This window comes from Bradyrhizobium commune, from assembly GCF_015624505.1.
GTDB classification, from domain to species: Bacteria; Pseudomonadota; Alphaproteobacteria; order Rhizobiales; family Xanthobacteraceae; genus Bradyrhizobium; species Bradyrhizobium commune.
On record NZ_CP061379.1, the window covers coordinates 1,758,577 to 1,775,071 of the forward strand.

The 16,495-nt window shown below is 63.6% G+C and carries 10 protein-coding genes; 5 read left to right on the plus strand and 5 right to left on the minus strand.

Annotation, left to right across the window (positions count from 1 at the left end):
- Positions 1–65 precede the first annotated feature (65 nt).
- Positions 66–2,039, plus strand: a complete 1,974-nt coding sequence (locus tag IC761_RS08310) for a potassium transporter Kup (protein ID WP_210338524.1) — start codon at positions 66–68, stop codon at positions 2,037–2,039.
- Positions 2,040–2,042: 3 nt separating this feature from the next.
- Here IC761_RS08310 and IC761_RS08315 read toward each other — a convergent pair whose 3' ends face one another.
- Positions 2,043–5,207: an efflux RND transporter permease subunit gene (locus IC761_RS08315; protein ID WP_195802774.1), complete on the minus strand. Its 3,165-nt coding sequence runs from the start codon at positions 5,205–5,207 to the stop codon at positions 2,043–2,045.
- A gap of 13 nt (positions 5,208–5,220) precedes the next feature.
- The gene (locus IC761_RS08320; protein ID WP_195802775.1) at positions 5,221–6,414 is read right to left on the minus strand and encodes an efflux RND transporter periplasmic adaptor subunit; all 1,194 of its coding nucleotides are present in this window, start codon (positions 6,412–6,414) and stop codon (positions 5,221–5,223) included.
- A 224-nt stretch (positions 6,415–6,638) separates the two neighbouring features.
- Between IC761_RS08320 and IC761_RS08325 the strand changes: the two genes are divergently transcribed.
- From IC761_RS08325 to IC761_RS08335, 3 genes are all read left to right on the plus strand, one after another.
- The gene (locus IC761_RS08325; protein ID WP_195802776.1) at positions 6,639–7,430 is read left to right on the plus strand and encodes a transporter substrate-binding domain-containing protein; all 792 of its coding nucleotides are present in this window, start codon (positions 6,639–6,641) and stop codon (positions 7,428–7,430) included.
- 418 nt (positions 7,431–7,848) lie between these two features.
- Positions 7,849–9,558: a phospholipase C gene (locus IC761_RS08330; RefSeq protein WP_195802777.1), complete on the plus strand. Its 1,710-nt coding sequence runs from the start codon at positions 7,849–7,851 to the stop codon at positions 9,556–9,558.
- Positions 9,559–9,574: 16 nt separating this feature from the next.
- Entirely contained in the window at positions 9,575–10,921 is a 1,347-nt protein-coding gene (locus IC761_RS08335; RefSeq protein WP_195802778.1) for a cytochrome-c peroxidase, read from the plus strand.
- Positions 10,922–10,929: 8 nt separating this feature from the next.
- Here the strand turns inward: IC761_RS08335 and IC761_RS08340 are convergent, their stop codons facing one another.
- Positions 10,930–12,003, minus strand: a complete 1,074-nt coding sequence (locus IC761_RS08340; protein ID WP_195802779.1) for a hypothetical protein — start codon at positions 12,001–12,003, stop codon at positions 10,930–10,932.
- Between the two features lie 368 nt (positions 12,004–12,371).
- Here IC761_RS08340 and IC761_RS08345 point away from each other — a divergent pair, with 368 nt between their 5' ends.
- The gene (locus IC761_RS08345; RefSeq protein WP_195802780.1) at positions 12,372–13,934 is read left to right on the plus strand and encodes a TadE/TadG family type IV pilus assembly protein; all 1,563 of its coding nucleotides are present in this window, start codon (positions 12,372–12,374) and stop codon (positions 13,932–13,934) included.
- Between the two features lie 138 nt (positions 13,935–14,072).
- On the opposite strand, the gene IC761_RS08350 is transcribed toward IC761_RS08345, so the two are convergent.
- Together IC761_RS08350 and IC761_RS08355 are read right to left on the minus strand one after the other, a co-directional pair.
- Positions 14,073–14,522 carry a cupin domain-containing protein gene (locus IC761_RS08350; RefSeq protein ID WP_195802781.1) on the minus strand — a complete coding sequence of 150 codons (450 nt, stop codon included), beginning with the start codon at positions 14,520–14,522 and terminating at the stop codon, positions 14,073–14,075.
- 75 nt (positions 14,523–14,597) lie between these two features.
- Positions 14,598–16,448, minus strand: a complete 1,851-nt coding sequence (locus IC761_RS08355) for an ATP-binding protein (RefSeq protein WP_195802782.1) — start codon at positions 16,446–16,448, stop codon at positions 14,598–14,600.
- Positions 16,449–16,495: the final 47 nt, after the last annotated feature.

Sequence of the window (16,495 nt, forward strand, 5' to 3'; positions counted from 1 at the left end):
GCGGGGCCCCGGCATGCCCCTTGCATTTGTCGCTAGCGGGTATCTGCCCTGTTTCCGAGGCCCGCATGGATATGCCGTCCGATCTTCCGGTCCGGAGCCTGATCGATCGCGCCGCGAGTGGCGTCGTGTACGATCCGCTTGAAGCTGCGACCGAGCACCCGAAATTCGTCCATCATCTCGGCAGCCCCTGGTTTTTGGCGCTCACCGCGCTCGGCGTCGTCTTTGGCGATATCGGCACCAGTCCGCTTTACGCCTTCCAGGTGGCACTCTCCGGCCTCGGCCATCCCGCACCGGTGGCCGCCGAGGTGATCGGCATCGTCTCGCTCATTCTTTGGGCGCTGATCGCGATGGTGGCGCTGAAATACGTCGTGTTCATCCTGCGGGCCGACAATGACGGGGAGGGCGGCATCCTCGCGCTGTTGTCGCTGGTTGCCGCCGACAAGGTGGCCAACGGCGCGAAGCTTCCGATCCTGGTCCTGCTCGGCGTGATCGGCGCCTCGCTGCTCTATGGCGACGGCGTTATCACGCCGGCGATCTCGGTGCTCTCGGCGATGGAAGGCCTCAAGCTGGTCGCGCCCGCCTTCGAGCATTTCATCCTGGCGGCGACGCTCGCCGTGCTGATCGGCCTGTTCATGATCCAGCGCCACGGCACCGGCAGCATCGGCAAACTGTTCGGTCCGATCATGGTGGTCTGGTTCGTCGTGATCGCCGTGCTCGGCGCGATCAATATCTGGCAGGCGCCGGCGATCCTGCACGCGGTCAATCCGCTGGAGGCCGTGCGCTTTCTGCTTGCCGATCCAAAAATCTCGTTCGTGGTGATCGGCGCCGTCTTCCTCGCGCTGACCGGCGGCGAGGCGCTTTATGCCGACATGGGCCATGTCGGGGCGACCGCGATCCGGCAGGCCTGGTTCGCCCTGGTGCTGCCGGCGCTGGTGCTGAATTATTTCGGGCAGGGCGCGCTGGTGCTGGCCGATCCCAGTGCCGCCGACAATCCCTTCTACAAGCTTGCACCCAGCTGGGCGCTGATCCCGATGGTGGTGCTGGCGACATTTGCCACCGTCATCGCCTCGCAGGCGCTGATCTCCGGCGTGTTCTCGCTGACGCGGCAGGCGATGCAGATGGGGCTCGCGCCGCGGGCGCGGATCACGCCGACCTCCTGGGACGAGGCCGGCCAGATCTACGTGCCCGCCGCCAACTGGCTCTTGATGACCGGCACGCTGCTCACGGTGATCATGTTCCGCTCGTCGGAGAACCTCGCCGCCGCCTATGGCATCGCGGTGTCCGGCACCATGCTGATCACCACCATCCTGCTCTACAACGTCGCGCGCTCGCGCTGGAAATGGTCGCGTCAGCTGGCGCTGCCGGTCATCCTCGTCTTCGGCGCGATCGACGCCACCTTCCTGGTGTCGAACTCGCTCAAGATCGTCGAGGGCGGCTGGTTCCCGCTGGTGGTCGGCACCATCATCGCGGCCTTCATGCTGTCCTGGCGCAGAGGATCGTTCGTCGTGCGCCATCGTCTCAACGAGATGTCGATGCCGCTGAAGCAGTTTCTCGGCTATGCCGACGCCGCCGTTGTCGGCCGCGCGCCCGGCATGGGCGTCTGGCTCACCAAGGTCGAGCATGGCGCTTCGCCGATGCTGTTGCGCCACATCGAGCACAACCGCGTGCTGCACGAGACGGTGGTGCTGCTCACTTACGTGTCGGATCGACGACCGCGCGTGCCGTTCAGCGAGCGGCACTCCGTGCATCGCCTCGGCCATGGCTTCTACGCCATCCAGGTCCGGCTCGGCTTCATGCAGACGCCGGACATTCCGCTGACGCTCGACAATTGCAACAAGCTCGGCTTCGACGCCGATCTCGAGCACAAGAACTATTATCTGGCACACGAGACCATCGTCCGCCGCGACGCCGGATCGGCGATCGATCCGGTCTCGTTCGCCATCTTCTCGTTCCTGAACCGGATCGCCAGCCGCGCGCCTGATTTCTTCAAGATCCCCCACGACGCGGTGATCGAGGTCGGCTTCCGCGTCGACGTGTGACGATCAGGCCTTCGTCTGCACCGCTGGCTTCACGGCCGCCGCCGGCTTCTTGCGCGAGCCGAGCCAGTTCTCGAACCGCTGCACCACCACGAAGAAGGCCGGCACGAACAGCACCGCGAGGCAGGTCGAGGCCAGCATGCCGGAGAACACCGTGATGCCGATCGACTTGCGCGCGCTGGCGCCGGCGCCGGTCGCGATCACCAGCGGCACCACGCCGAGGATGAAGGCGAACGACGTCATCAGGATCGGGCGGAAGCGGGCGCGCGCCGCCTCGATCGCACTTTCCAGCACCGGCTTGCCGTCGCGGCCGTGCAGCTCGAGCCCGACCTCGACGATCAGGATCGCGTTCTTGGCCGACAGCGCGATCAGGAGGATCAGGCCGATCTGGCAGTAGAGGTTGTTGTCGATCTTCAAGCCGTTGAGGATCAGCATCGGCCCGAGCAGCGACAACGGCACCGCGAGGATCACCGAGATCGGCGCATACCAGCTCTCATACTGGCCGGCGAGCACGAGATAGACCAGCAGCATCGCGAGCCCGAACACCCAGTAGATCTGGTTACTGACCGCCTTCTCCTGATAGGACATCGCGGTCCATTCGAAGCCGGTGCCGGGCGGCAGCGTCTTGTCGCCGATCTCCTCCATCAGCTTCAGCGACTGGCCGGAGGAATAGCCCTGCGCCGGCAGGCCGACGATGGTCGAGGAGGGATAGAGATTGTAGAGGCTGATCAGCGATGGGCCGGTGACCGGGGTGATCGTGGCGACGGTGCCGATCGGGACCATGTTGCCGTCCTGGTTGCGCACCTGCATGTTGGCGATGTCGCGCTCGGTGACGCGGAACGCCGGATCGGCCTGGGTGTAGACCTGGAACACGCGGCCGAACTTGTTGAACTGGTTGACATAGGACGAGCCGAGATAGGTCGACAGCGCCGAGAACACCGCATCCGTCGTCACGTGCAGGGTCTGGGTCTTGACGCGGTCGATCTCGACGTTGAATTGCGGCACCGCCGAGCGGAACGAGGACGAGACGCGCTGCAGCGCGCTCTGGCTCTGGGCGTTGCTGACCATCGCCCCGGTGATGGCTTGCAGCTTGCCGAAATCGCTGTTGCCGTCGCGCAATTCGACCTGCATCGAGAAGCCGGCGGCGTTGCCGATGCCCTGGATCGGCGGCGGCGGCAGCACCAGCGTGCGTGCCTCCATGATCACCGCAAGCTTGTCGTTCAACCCGTACACCAGCGAACGCAGGTCCTCGCCGGGGCCTTTGCGCGCGCTCCAGTCCTTCAGGATGATGTAGGCGACGCCGGCGTTGGCAAGGCTCGCGCTGCTGTCAAGCGCGGAGATGCCGGCAATCGTGATGACCTGCTGGACACCCGGCGTCTCCTTGATGATCTCGCTCGCTCTGTCGAGCACCTTCTGGGTCCGTTCGAGCGAGGCGCCGTCGGGCAGCTGGATGGCGGCGATCAGATAACCCTGGTCCTCGATCGGCAGGAAGCCGGTCGGCACCCGCGACAGGCCGTAGCCGCTGAGTCCGATCACCACCAGTGCAAATGCGACGGAGACGGTCGCGTGCTTGACCAGGAAGGTGATCAGCCGCGTGTAGCCGCGCTCGACCCGGTCATAGACGTTGTTGAAGCCGCGATAGAAGAAGTTGCGCTGCTCCGGCGGCACCGTGGGCCGCAGCCACAGCGCGCACTGGGTCGGCTTCAAGGTCGCCGCGTTGATGGCCGACAGCAGCGCGGTCGCCGCGATCACCAGCGCGAATTGCGAGTAGATGCGGCCGGTGAGGCCGGCGAGGAACGAGGCCGGCAGGAACACCGAGATCAGCACCAGCGTGATGCCGACGATCGGCGCGAACAGCTGGTCCATCGCCCTGATCGCGGCGTCATGGCCGTTCATGCCCTGCTCGATATTGTGGGCGGCGCCTTCGACCACGACGATGGCGTCATCGACGACGATGCCGATCGCGAGCACGATCGCAAACAGCGTCGACATGTTGATGGTGAAGCCGAGCGCCGCCATCGCGGCGAAGGCGCCGATGATGGTCACCGGCACCGTCGTTGCCGGCACCAGCATCGCGCGCCAGTCCTGCAAGAACACCAGGATCACGACCAGCACCAGCAGGCCGGCCTCGATCAGGGTCATGTAGACCTCGTGCACCGAGGCTTCCACGAACTTGGTGGTGTCGAACGGCGTGTCGTATTTGATGCCTTCCGGAAATCGCTTGGCGAGCTCCGTCATCTTCTTCTCGACGGCCCGCTCGACTTCGAGCGCGTTGGCGCCCGGCGACTGGAACACGCCGATGCCGGTGGCGGGCTGTTTGTTGAGCGAGAAGATCTGGCTGTAGGTCTGCGCGCCGAGCTCGACCCAGCCGACGTCGCGCACGCGCGTGACGTCGCCGCTGGTGCCGGTCTTGACGATGATGTTCTCGAACTGGCCGGTGTCGTCGAGCCGGCCGTTGACGTTGAGCGTGTACTGGAACGCCTGTCCCGGTGGCGTCGGCGGCGCGCCGACCTGGCCGGCCGAGACCTGCTGGCTCTGCTGCTGGATCGCCTGGATGACGTCCTGCGGCACCAATCCGCGCGCTTGCAGCTTGTTCGGATCGAGCCACACCCGCATCGAATATTGGCCGGCGCCGAACACCGTGACGTTGCCGACGCCGGGCAGGCGCGACAGCTCGTCGCGCAGATTGATCGTGGCGTAGTTGCTCAAAAACAGGCTGTCGAACCGCGAGTCCGGCGAGGTCAGCGTCACGAACAGCAGGATCGAGGTCGATCTCTTCTGGACAGTGACGCCCTGGTTCTGCACCGACGAGGGCAATTGCGACAGCGCGCTGGAGACACGGTTCTGCACCAGCACCTGCGCGAAATTGAGGTCGGTGCCGATCTTGAAGGTCACGGTCAGCGTATAGGTGCCGTCGGAGCCGCTGTAGGACTGCATGTAGAGCATGTCCTCGACGCCGTTGACCTGTTGTTCGATCGGCAAGGCCACGGTGTCGATCACGGTCTTGGCGCTGGCGCCGGGATAGCGCGTGGTGACCTGCACGGTCGGCGGCACCACGTCCGGATATTGCGCGATCGCGAGGTTGAACAGCGCCACGCCGCCGATCAGGATCATCAGCAGTGCGATGACGTTCGAGAGGACCGGCCGCTCGATGAAGAACTTTGAGATCATGGCGGGCGGCCTCTTACTTGCTCGCGGCCTGCGGCAGCTCGATCTTCGTCACCTGCGGATCGACCTTCTGGCCGGGGATCACCCGGAGCAGACCAGCGATGACCACGCGGTCGTCCGGCTTCAGCCCGCTTTGGATCACGCGCAGGCCGTTGTCGGATGAACCGATCTGCACCTTGCGCTGCTCGACGACATTGTCGGCGTTGACCACCAGGAGATAGCGACCGCTCTGGTCGCTGCCGAGCGCGGCGTCGGGGACGAGGAGGGCATTCTTGTCCTGGTCGAAGGGGACGCGGACGCGGGCGAAATAGCCGGGCAGCAGCACCCGCTTGTCGTTGGGCACGAGACCACGCACCGCGAGCGTGCCCGTCGATGAATTGAGAGTCGGTGCGACGTAGTCGAGGTGGCCTTCATGCGGATAGCCGGTCTCGGTCTGAAGGCCGACTTGAATTGGGAATTGCTTGAGGTCGGCCGACGTCAGGCCGCGGCGTTGTGCCTCGGCGCGAATGCGCAGCACGTCCTGCTCGTTGACGGTGAAGTTCACCCAGATCGGGTCCATCGCGACGATGGTGGCGAGCTGGGTCGGGGAGGAGACGCCGACGAGCTCGCCGATCGAGACCATATGCGCGCTGACGATACCGTCGAACGGCGCGCTCACTTTGGTGTAGCCGTAATTGACCTCGGCGATCCTGGTGTTGGCCTGGGCCTGCTGGAGATTGGCCTGGGCGTTGTCGCGGTTGGATGTCGATGTGTCGAGGGTGGCCTGCGACACGGCCTGGCGCTGCACCAGATCGACCTGCCGCTTGTAGTCGAGCTCCGCCTGCTTGAGCGAGGCCTGTGCGCCGGCCTCGGCCGCCTGCGCCTGGTCGAGCTTGAGCTTGTAGGTCTCCGGCTCGATCGTGAACAGCTGGGTGCCCTGCTTGACGAAAGTGCCGTCGGTGTAGTCGATCGATTGCAGGAAGCCCTGCACGCGCGCGACGAGATCGACGCTCTTGATCGGCGCGGTGTTGCCTGTCGCCTCGACATAGCGCGTGACCGGACGCTGCACCGGCGTGGCAACGTCCACCCTGGGCGGGGGCGGCGCCACGAAGGTGTTCTTGTCCTCGCAGCCGGCGAGCACGGTCATGGCCACTGCTGCGGCCAGCGCCCGCCCGATAGGTCTCCGCTCTCCGTTGCGCCGTGCGGGAGATGCGAGATTCACGCAGGTCATTCGACGGTCCCCGGTGGCAATGTGTCGGTGCGGCAGGCTAGCAACAAATCTCTGGCCGTGAAACACCATAGCCATGGCAGACATGGCCCCTGCACCGCAAACCGCCGCCATGGCCTTTGACAGTTTTGCCATGACAAAGCGCTTTCACCGAGCGCATGATCGACCACAATTGTGTCAAAGGCCGTGTGACGGAAATGAGCGGTCGGAAGAAGAGGTTGGGCGACATGCCAGCGCGTCTTTGGTCGATCCTTGCCGGGCTTATTCTTGCCGCGACAATTGCCATGCCTGCGCTCGCAGATGGCCTGAAAGACGAGATCGCGCCGACCGGCAAGCTCCGCGTTGCGATTGCAATCAGCCCGGCGGGCGGTGCGTTCTGGTCCACCAAGACGGAGGCCGGCTATGCCGGAGTCCCGGTCGATCTCGGCAAGGAGATGGCCGCGAGACTTGGTGTTGCCGTCGAATATGTCGTGTACCAGAATTCGGGCCAGATCACCGAGGCGGCCGGCAAGAACGCCTGGGACGTCACCTTCGTGCCCAAGGATCCCGAGCGCGAGAGCAAAATGCTGTTCGGCCCGATCTATGAGGTGAACGACGCCACCTATATCGTGAAGCCCGGCTCGAGCGTGACCAATTTTGTCACACTCGACCGGCCAGGCATCAAGGTTGCGGCCGTCAACAACACCACGACGATGCGCGGCGCGATCGCGCATCTGAAGAACGCAAAGGTCGCCGGTTACGAGAGCTATGACGAGATAGTTGGTCTATTGCAGAGCGGCGAGATCGATGCCTTTGCGCTCTCGCGCGACAAGCTCGACAGGATCGCGCTGAAGATTCCGGGCACGCGCGTGCTGGATGAGACGTTCAAGAAGACCGTCACCGCCGTCGCCGTGCCGCTCGGCCACGCCCAGGCGCAGGCCTTCGTCACCAAATTCATGAAGGATGCGATGACCAACGGCACCTTGCGCAAGGCCTATGACAATAATGGGTTGAAGGGTTCGCCGATCCGGACGGAGTAGGTTCGAGTGTCCTCGATGGGGTTTCGAAGGTTTGGTCATCCGCGAATATCATGACGCGTTAGAGGCCGTCGGCGGCAGCGTGCGTTGCGCGGCGTTCCCGGTGACGGTCATCGGCTGCGACTTTATCCCGACCGGTGGCGAGCGATCGCCGATCAATTCCTGGCCTCGCTCGACCGACAACATTGATCGGCGACGAAGTTGCCAAGCCAACCATTGAGGTTGCGACGGAATTTGATGCAGCGTGGCATGCGCGCATCCTGACAGGAGACCTGCCCTGTCGCGGGGGATCTGCTCGCAAAGAGTTCCTTCCGGGCAACCGCGCAAAGTGTCGCTTGCGCCAAACTGACACAGACCTGTCACCGGCCGTGTTTAGAATGTTTCTGCTCAAAAACATTCTTACTTCCTTCCGGGGCGTCAAATGAAAACCAAATTTCTGACGACGGCTGCGATTTTCGCGGCCGCGACGACACTTGCGTGCGCCATTCCGGTGCTCGCCAGCGATTTTGACCGCGATCATGATCGCGATCATCGCCATCCGCACGACATTCATACGGAAACGCCGATCAAGCATCTTGTTGTCATTTTCAACGAGAACCGCTCGTTCGACCATTATTTCGGAACCTATCCGAACGCAGGCAACCCGTCGGGCTCGATCCCCTTCGTGCCGAAACCGCATACGCCGAAGGTCAACAACCTCGTCACCGCCAATGTGCTGACGAACAACCCGAACAACAATGCGGCCAACGGCGCCGGCGCGACCGATCCGTTCCGCCTCGACCGTACCCAGGCCAACACGAAGTCGCAGAACCACGCCTACACGCCCGAGCAGCAGGCCGTCGACAACGGCAAGGATGACCTGTTCCCGAAATATACCGGCCGCGGCACCACCGGCAGCACCGGCGCCTTCGGCACCACCGGCCAGGTCATGGGCTATTTCGACGGCAACACCGTCACGGCGTTCTGGAACTACGCCCAGCACTTCGCCATGAGCGACAACAACTGGACCGACACGTTCGGTCCGTCGACGCCCGGCATGCTCGAGGTGGTCTCCGGCCAGACCAACGGCGCGCAGAACGTCCTCGGCACCTCGACCCAGACCGTTCCCGACACCCAGGGCGGCCTGACCCTGATCGGCGACACCGATCCGGGCAACGACGCCTGCTCGACCACGAATCCGGTGTTTGCGACGCTCCTGATGCAGGGCAAGAATATCGGCGACCTGCTCAATGCCGAGCACATCAGCTGGGGTGGCTTCATGGGCGGCTTCGACCTGACGCTCACGAATACCAACGGCACCACGGGCTGCGGGCGCACCACCTTCTCGACCGTCGTCGGTGCGGCCACTGCGGACTACATCCCGCACCACGCCTGGTTCCAATACTACAAGTCGACCGCCAACTGGACCCATGCGCGGCCGAGCTCGGTGCAAGCGATCGGCCACACCCATGACCTCAATGGCAAGGTCGATCCGGCCAACCACAATTACGACCTCGAGGATTTCTACGCTGTGATGAAGGCCGGTCATCTCCCGGCGGTCTCCTACATCAAGATGCCGGCCTACCAGGACGGTCATGCCGGCTACTCCGACCCGCTCGACGAGCAGTTCGGCAATGTCGATCTGATCAACGCTCTCCAGAAGCTGCCCGAGTGGCGCGAGACCGCCGTCATCATCACCTATGACGACTCCGACGGTTGGTACGACCACCAGTACATCGCTCCGAAGAGCGCCTCGTACGATCCGACCGCCGATCAGGTCAACGGTCCCGGCAAGTGCGGCCTTGGTGCGACCCAGCAGCCGGCGCCGAAGGGTCTGAACGGTCAGCCGGTGAACGGCCGCTGCGGTCCGGGCACCCGCGTTCCCTTCATCGTCATCTCGCCCTACGCCAAGACGAACTTCGTCAGCCACACCTACATCTCGCAGGCGTCGGTGGTGCGGTTCATCGAGGACAACTGGCTGCATGGCCAGCGTCTGGGCGGTGGCTCGTTCGATGCTACGGCCGGATCGATCATGGACATGTTCGACTTCGATCAGGACCACAGCCACGACTTCCGTACCGACGCGCTGTTCCTCGATCCGAGCACCGGTGTGGTCATGGTCAGCCCGCCGGACGACCATCATCATCACTAGTCCTACAGGACGTCATATGCACAGCCGCGCTTTGTGGCTCCTCGGCGCCGGCCTGCTCTCGCTGGCCGGCGCTGTCTTTGCGGTCGAGACGCAGGGACTGGCCGAGGCGAACTCGATTGGCCTCAATCCGAACCCCGTTCATCTCTATCGCCCGCCGGTCGAGCCGCTCTCGGCCATGGCGCAGCTCGGCAAGGAAATTTTCTACGACGTGTCGCTGTCGTCCTCCGGTGCGCTGTCATGTGGCTCTTGTCACAGCCCGGAACACGCCTATGGGCCGCCCAATGACGGACCGGTGATGCTCGGCGGCGCCGACCTGTCGCGCCAAGGCGCGCGCGCCGTTCCGTCGCTGACTTATCTCGAGCGCCATCCGAATTTCAGCATCGGCCCCGACAAGGGCGACGACGACAACGTCATCGACCTTGCGCAGATGGCGGCGCTCGGCCAGAAGACCGCGCGCACGACGAAAACCGCGGGCGGGAACACTGCGTCGGCGCAAAACATCGTGCCGCAGGGCGGCCTGTTCTGGGATGGCCGCGCCGAGACGCTCCAGGATCAGGCGCTGTTTCCGCTGCTCGATCCCAACGAGATGGACGGCGGCAGCGCCGAGATCGTCGTGGACAAGCTGCGCCGCGCGCCTTACGTCAACCGCTTCGTCGAGTTGTTTGGCGCCGGCGTGCTCAAAAACCAGCGGCTCCTGATCGCGGAGGCGATGTTCGCTGTGGCGCGTTATCAACTCGAGGAGCCGAGCTTCCATCCCTACGACAGCAAATTCGACTACTGGCTCGAGGGCAGGGCGCGGCTGTCCGAGAGCGAGCTGCGCGGGCTGCAATTGTTCAACGATCCCGACAAGGCCAATTGTGCCGGCTGCCATACCTCGGCGCCAACGCGCGACGGCTTGCCGCCGCTCTTCACCGACCATCAATACGAGGCGCTCGGCGCGCCGCGCAATGCCGCGCTCGCGAACAATCGCGACCCGAATTATTTCGACCTCGGCGTCTGCGGCCCGCAGCGCACCGACGTTGCCGAGCAGACGCAGTATTGCGGCATGTTCCTGACGCCGACACTGCGCAACACCGCGACCCGCCACGCCTTCTTCCACAACGGGGTCTTCAGCACGCTCGAACAGGTGATGGATTTCTACAATTTCCGCGACACCGATCCGGACAAGGTGTTCCGGCGCGCCGCCGACGGCACGGTGCAGAAATACGACGACATTCCACAAAAATATCACGCCAATGTCGATGTGACCGATCCGCCCTTCGATCGTCACCTCGGCGACAAACCGGCGATGACGGATCAGGACATGGTGGACATCATCGCCTTCCTGAAGACGCTGACGGACGGCTACAAGCCGGAAAAGTAGGGTTTCCCTCAGCGCGGCTTGATCTCCGCATATTTCGCCATCGCCTTCCCGAACTTCCGCTTGAACAGCCACATCGCACCGAGGATCTCGCGGAAGCTTGCCGAGCTTCGCGCCCGGTCGGCCTGCCCGAAGGCGAAGATGCTGTTGTTGCGCAGGTGCTTCATGATGGTGGGATTGGACACTCTGTAGTTCAGAAGATCGCCCGACTTGAGCGCGGACCGCGTCGGCGTCGGAATGATCTGGATCAGTTCGAACAGCTTCATCTGGTCGATCGGGTCGGGCAGCGTCTTCACGATCGCGGGGATTTCCGCAAACAGCTCCGCGTGCGCGTTCATCAGGCCGTTGCGCACATTGGTCCAATGGTTGAAGCGCTGATCGGTGCCGCGCGACCGCGCCTCCTCCTTGTCATCGCGCGCGCTTAGCCCGGGATCGTTCGCTGCAATCGCGCCCTTGATGGCGTCCCATTTCCTGCGGCCATTGCGGTCCTCCGAAGGGCCGGTCTGGAGGCTGCCCATATAGGTGTTCGAGCGCGCGTTGCGGACGTTCTGCTTGCCGTTGGTCTCGGCAAAGAACAGCCCGAGGCTGATCCGGCCGGCTGCGTCGGCGTGATCAGGTGTGAGCCCCTTGGCGCGCGCAATTGCTGCAGCGAGATCGAAGACGTCCTTGAACGGCGTCGCCGAGTTCTGCGCGCTCGCCGGCGGCGCCTCCATGATCTCGAAGAGGTCGGCGTATTCGTCGACCAGCGGCTCGATCGCGGCATCGAAATAGGCCGGGGGAATTTCGAACTTGTTGGGCTTGCCGATCCGGGACGGCATCGCGTCCGTGAGATCCTTGTAGGTGCTGATGACAGCGACGCGCGCGAGATAGAGCGTCTGGCCCGGCAGGTTCGGTAGCGGTTGCTTCGCCTCGATCTGGCTGCGTCGCTCGGCCAGGATCGATTTGAAATCGCCGAGCGCGCGGTCATAGGCCGCAAGCGCATCCGACTGCTTTGTCGTGAGCGTTTGCGCCTGGCTCGCGGCGAGAGTCGTGAGGAACAGTGCAAACCCCGCTATGGCAGCGGCGGCGTGATGTCTTGGTCGCATCGCGGGCTCCCGGGGCCTGTCGATTCGGCAGCTTTGGGGATCGTAAGCAGCAGCCCGGCCAGGCACAAATCCTGAGCGGCTTGCGGGTGCCGGACAAGGAGCCCGGCTTCGGACCTCCGTAGAACAACGGAGAAGCCGTTTCGGGTTGACAGCAAGCTCACAGGAGCGCCCTCCGAATTCCCAAGGCCTTTACGATTCAGTAGCGCCGTGTCTGCACTATGCACTGTCTTATCCGGAATGGCGTGAGTCGTCTGGTGGGGAGCTCATTATCTCCGCCGCTATGCGTTGGTCCGGGCATCCGTTTCGTCGCACTGTCCTGCAATTCATCTCAGTCGTTTCTCATCAAACAGTCGAGCGGGGGCTTGGCCATGGCAATTCTCGGAACGATCGACCGTCTTGGACGGCTGATGTCGCGGTGGAAGCGCGACACGGGCGCCAATGTCGCGGTCATGTTCGCGATCGCGCTGGTGCCGATCATTGGCTCGATCGGATGTTCCATCGACTACAGCATGGCGACGCGCATCAAGGCCAAGCTGCAAAGCGCATCGGACTCGGCGAGCGTCGCCTCGATCTCGGTCAACTCGGCCGGCTACACCGCTGCGATGGCCATGACGACAAATGGATCGGTTTCCGCCGGCGTCACCGAGGCGACCAACATCTTCAATGGAAATGTCTCGTCATTCGCCAACAGCTATACCAGTCTGGGTGTGACGAGCACCGTCACCAAGACCGGAAGCAAGCTGTCGTCGAGCGTGCAATTCAGTGCCAATGTGCCGGTCACCTTCATGCAGCTTTTCGGCTACCAGAACCTGAACGTGACCGGGGTCTCGTCCTCGACCACGACCTTGCCGCTGTATCTCGATTTCTACCTCACGCTGGACGTCTCGGGATCGATGGGCCTGCCGTCGACTACCGCGGAAGCGCAGCGCATGCAGTCGATCAGTCCCGACAACTACCGGCAATATCCGACGGGCTGCACGCTGGCGTGCCATTTCTCGCCGCAGAACAGCGCCTGCACGGATTCCGGAACGCAGGGTTATCCCACCAACAATTATTGCCTGGGCTATGCGATCTCGCGCGTCAGCCAGAGTGGTTACAAGGGCCTTCTCACCACGAAGGCCAGCAATCCCATGGGCGTTCAATTGCCGTCTTCGATCGTCTCGGGCCTGCCGAACTCGCTCTACTCGAACCTCGCGACGGTGGCGAACTGTCCGACCGACGGAACCGACGCGTGCATTCAGCTGCGACTTGACGCCGTCGGCTACGCGGTGAACCAACTGTTCACCACCGCGAACAAAACCGAGAAGGTGACAAACCAGTTCCGCATTGGTCTGTATCCCTTCATTCGCTATCTCTATTCGTATTTTCCCCTGACCAGCAGCATCAACGGTTCGACGACCAATCCGTCGACCATCAACTATGCTGCCGCCAATCTGGCGACCCTGCTCGATACCAACATAAATACCGATCTCGGCTCCGGCGGCACCCATATCGACACCGCGCTGTCGAGCGTGAACACCCTGATCACGAGCGTCGGCGACGGCAGTGCGACCAACAACACATTGCCCTACGTGTTCCTCGTGACCGACGGCGCGCAGGATCCGCAGGTGAAGGGCGTTCCGAACGGCTCCTGGTCGGGCAGCAACCACGCCACCACGATTGACCCGGCCACCTCGTGTACGCCGCTGAAGAACCGCGGCATCATCATCTCGGTGCTGTATATTCCCTACCAGACGATCAACCCGGTCAACACGTCCTTCGCCGGTGACGAGGACGATTACGCCAACTGGAACATCCCGAACATTCCGACGAGCCTGAAAAACTGCGCCTCGCCGGGATTTTTCTACACGGCAAACACGCCGGCCGATATCTCGGCGGCGTTGAACACGATGTTCAATCACGCCGTGGCGGAAGCGCGCATCACCAACTGATGGTCCGGCCGGCGAGGTAACGCGGCTGGGCGATGCCTGGAGCGTTTTCGAGCGAAGTGGATACCGGTTCGCGTCAAGGAAACGTGTCAAAACAAGAACCTAGAACCCCGTTCCGATTCCATCGGAACGGGAAAGGGTCTAGTCGTTGGCCTCCGGTGGCAGGAACTCGACCTCATGCAGGGCCGAGATGCGCACGACCTCGGCGGGGTCGGTCAGATTGTGGAGCTGGTTGAACAGCGCCTCCAGCTTCTGCATCGGCGAGACCCAGAACAACGCGCGGCACGGCTTGTCGGATTTGTTGAAATAGCCGTGCGGGATGCCGCGCGGCATACGGACGAGGTCGCCGGCATGGGCCTTGACCCATTGTCCGTCGAGCTTGAGGTCGAGGGTGCCTTCCTGCACCAGGATGAACTCGTCCTGGGTCGGATGGATGTGCACCGGCACGAACTGGCCGGGATCGCTGTTGGTCTCGAATGCGAAGGTCGATTCGGTGACGGCCTTGGGGAAATAGACTTGGCCGAGGATGTTCCAGGTCTTGCCGCCGTAACCGGTGCCGTTCGCGGTGATGCCTTTTTCGAGTGCAGTCATGTCTCGCCTCCAATGGGATTTTGGCTCTGTCGGAGTTTTGCGCAGGCAGCCGGCGGAGTCCATCGACGAGACACGTCAGCGCCCGTCTCGCTCGGATTTGCGCAAGAATCCCTCGAGCTCGGCCTGCACCGAATAGGGCGTCGGGATCGCATCGCCCGCGCCATCGACGGCGGTGTCGAGGGAGCGACGCAGCATGCGCGCGAGCTCGGCCTTGCGGTAGGGCTTTGTCAGAAGCGGCGCGCCCGCTGTCGCGCGGCCCTGCGCATGCTGTGAATCGTCAGCATATCCCGATGTGAACAGCACGCGCAGGGCGGGACGCGATGCGACCATCTGGTCGGCGAGCTCGCGGCCGTTGACGCCGCCGGGCATCACGATGTCGGTGAACAGCAGGTCGAACGGCTTGCCTTCCGCGGCGATGGCGAGGGCCTCGGTCGCATTGGCGGCCGGGATGACCTTGTAGCCGAGGCTCTCGAGCTGGACCGTGACGTATTGGCGGACGTCACGGTCGTCCTCGACGCACAGGATGGTCTCCGTGCCGCCCACGACCTTGCGCTCGTCATAGCCTGCGGGGCGCAGCGTAGAGGTCTCGGCTTTCGGCAAATAGATCGTGAATGTGGTGCCCCGGCCCTCCGCCGAGGAGACCTTGATGCCGCCGCCGGATTGCTTGACGAAGCCGAACACCATGCTGAGCCCGAGACCGGTGCCCTTGCCGACGTCCTTGGTCGAGAAGAACGGATCGAAGATGCGCTCGAGAATGGCTTGCGGAATGCCGGTGCCGGTGTCGGCGATCTCGATCTCGACATAGTCGCCGGCATAGCCCGCCCCGACCGCGACGGCTTCGCGCACGCCGAACACGACGTTGCGCGTCGCGAGCGTGAGCCTGCCGCCGTCGGACATCGCGTCGCGGGCGTTGATCGCGAGGTTGAGCAGCGCCGAGGAAAGCTGTCCGCGATCGGCGAAGGCGAGCCAGATCTTGCCGTCGAGCCGCGTCACGATCTCGATCTTCTTGTCGAAGGTTGCGAGCAGCAGCTTTGCCAGCTCTTCGAGCAGCTCGTTGACGTCGATCTCGGCCGGTTGCAGCGCCTGCTTGCGCGCGAAGGAGAGCAGGCTCGACGTCAGCGCGGCACCGCGGTCGGCCGCCTCGCTGATCAGCTTGGTGATGGTCGCAAGCGGCGGGTTGTCCTTCACCGCATCGGCAAGGATCTCGATCGTGCCGGTGATCACCGTGAGCATGTTGTTGAACTCGTGCGCGATGCCACCGGTGAGGTGGCCGACCGCCTCCATCTTCTGCGACTGGATCAGCTGCTCCTCGGCGGCGCGCTTTTGCGTCACGTCCTTGACGAAATTGTTGATGATGGTGCGCTCGCCGATGCGAAGCGCCGTGCTCGACGCCTCAATCAGGATCTCGTCGCCGTTCCGGTGCACCAGGCTCGCCTCGAAACGGATGCCGATCGGCGTATCCGACAGTTCCGGCAGGAGTCGCATCATGCGCTGCCTGAAGCCTGCGCGGAGCGGCTCGGCGACGAGCAGGTCGACGACGTCGGTGCCGACGGCCTCCTGCCGCGACCATCCGGTCAGGGCCTCGGCCTGAAAGCTCCACTCCAGCACGATGCCGCGTTCGTCGGTCTGAACGAAGGCGTCGAGCGCGGTCTTGATGACGGCTTGCGTCAGCTGCGCGCTCTGCGCGATCGCCTTGGCATGATCAGCCAGCTGCGCAGCGGCGCGCTCATCCTGCGACGTCTCGATCGCACGCAGGCAGAGACGCGCGAGCAGCATCGCGACGGCAGCGCTCGCCAGGAGCGCGATGATCTGGGGAATGCCGAACGCGCCGGCGGTTCCGGTGAGGGCGTGGGAGGCAAGCAGGGCGACAGCGGTCACGACGGCCTGCGCGGCCAGCGCGAGTGTCAGAAGCCTCCTGAGTTTCATGCGCTCACACCAAAGACGTCAGCCGCGGACCGCCCTCGGCCGCTCTG

Bases quoted from the DNA above. Each gene is read 5' to 3' on its own strand.
- IC761_RS08325 (WP_195802776.1), top strand. From the start codon at position 6,639: ATGCCAGCGCGTCTTTGGTCGATCCTTGCCGGGCTTATTCTTGCCGCG.
- IC761_RS08345 (WP_195802780.1), top strand. From the start codon at position 12,372: ATGGCAATTCTCGGAACGATCGACCGTCTTGGACGGCTGATGTCGCGG.
- IC761_RS08340 (WP_195802779.1), bottom strand. From the start codon at position 12,003: ATGCGACCAAGACATCACGCCGCCGCTGCCATAGCGGGGTTTGCACTG.
- IC761_RS08320 (WP_195802775.1), bottom strand. From the start codon at position 6,414: ATGACCTGCGTGAATCTCGCATCTCCCGCACGGCGCAACGGAGAGCGG.
- IC761_RS08335 (WP_195802778.1), top strand. From the start codon at position 9,575: ATGCACAGCCGCGCTTTGTGGCTCCTCGGCGCCGGCCTGCTCTCGCTG.
- IC761_RS08330 (WP_195802777.1), top strand. From the start codon at position 7,849: ATGAAAACCAAATTTCTGACGACGGCTGCGATTTTCGCGGCCGCGACG.
- IC761_RS08355 (WP_195802782.1), bottom strand. From the start codon at position 16,448: ATGAAACTCAGGAGGCTTCTGACACTCGCGCTGGCCGCGCAGGCCGTC.
- IC761_RS08310 (WP_210338524.1), top strand. From the start codon at position 66: ATGGATATGCCGTCCGATCTTCCGGTCCGGAGCCTGATCGATCGCGCC.
- IC761_RS08315 (WP_195802774.1), bottom strand. From the start codon at position 5,207: ATGATCTCAAAGTTCTTCATCGAGCGGCCGGTCCTCTCGAACGTCATC.
- IC761_RS08350 (WP_195802781.1), bottom strand. From the start codon at position 14,522: ATGACTGCACTCGAAAAAGGCATCACCGCGAACGGCACCGGTTACGGC.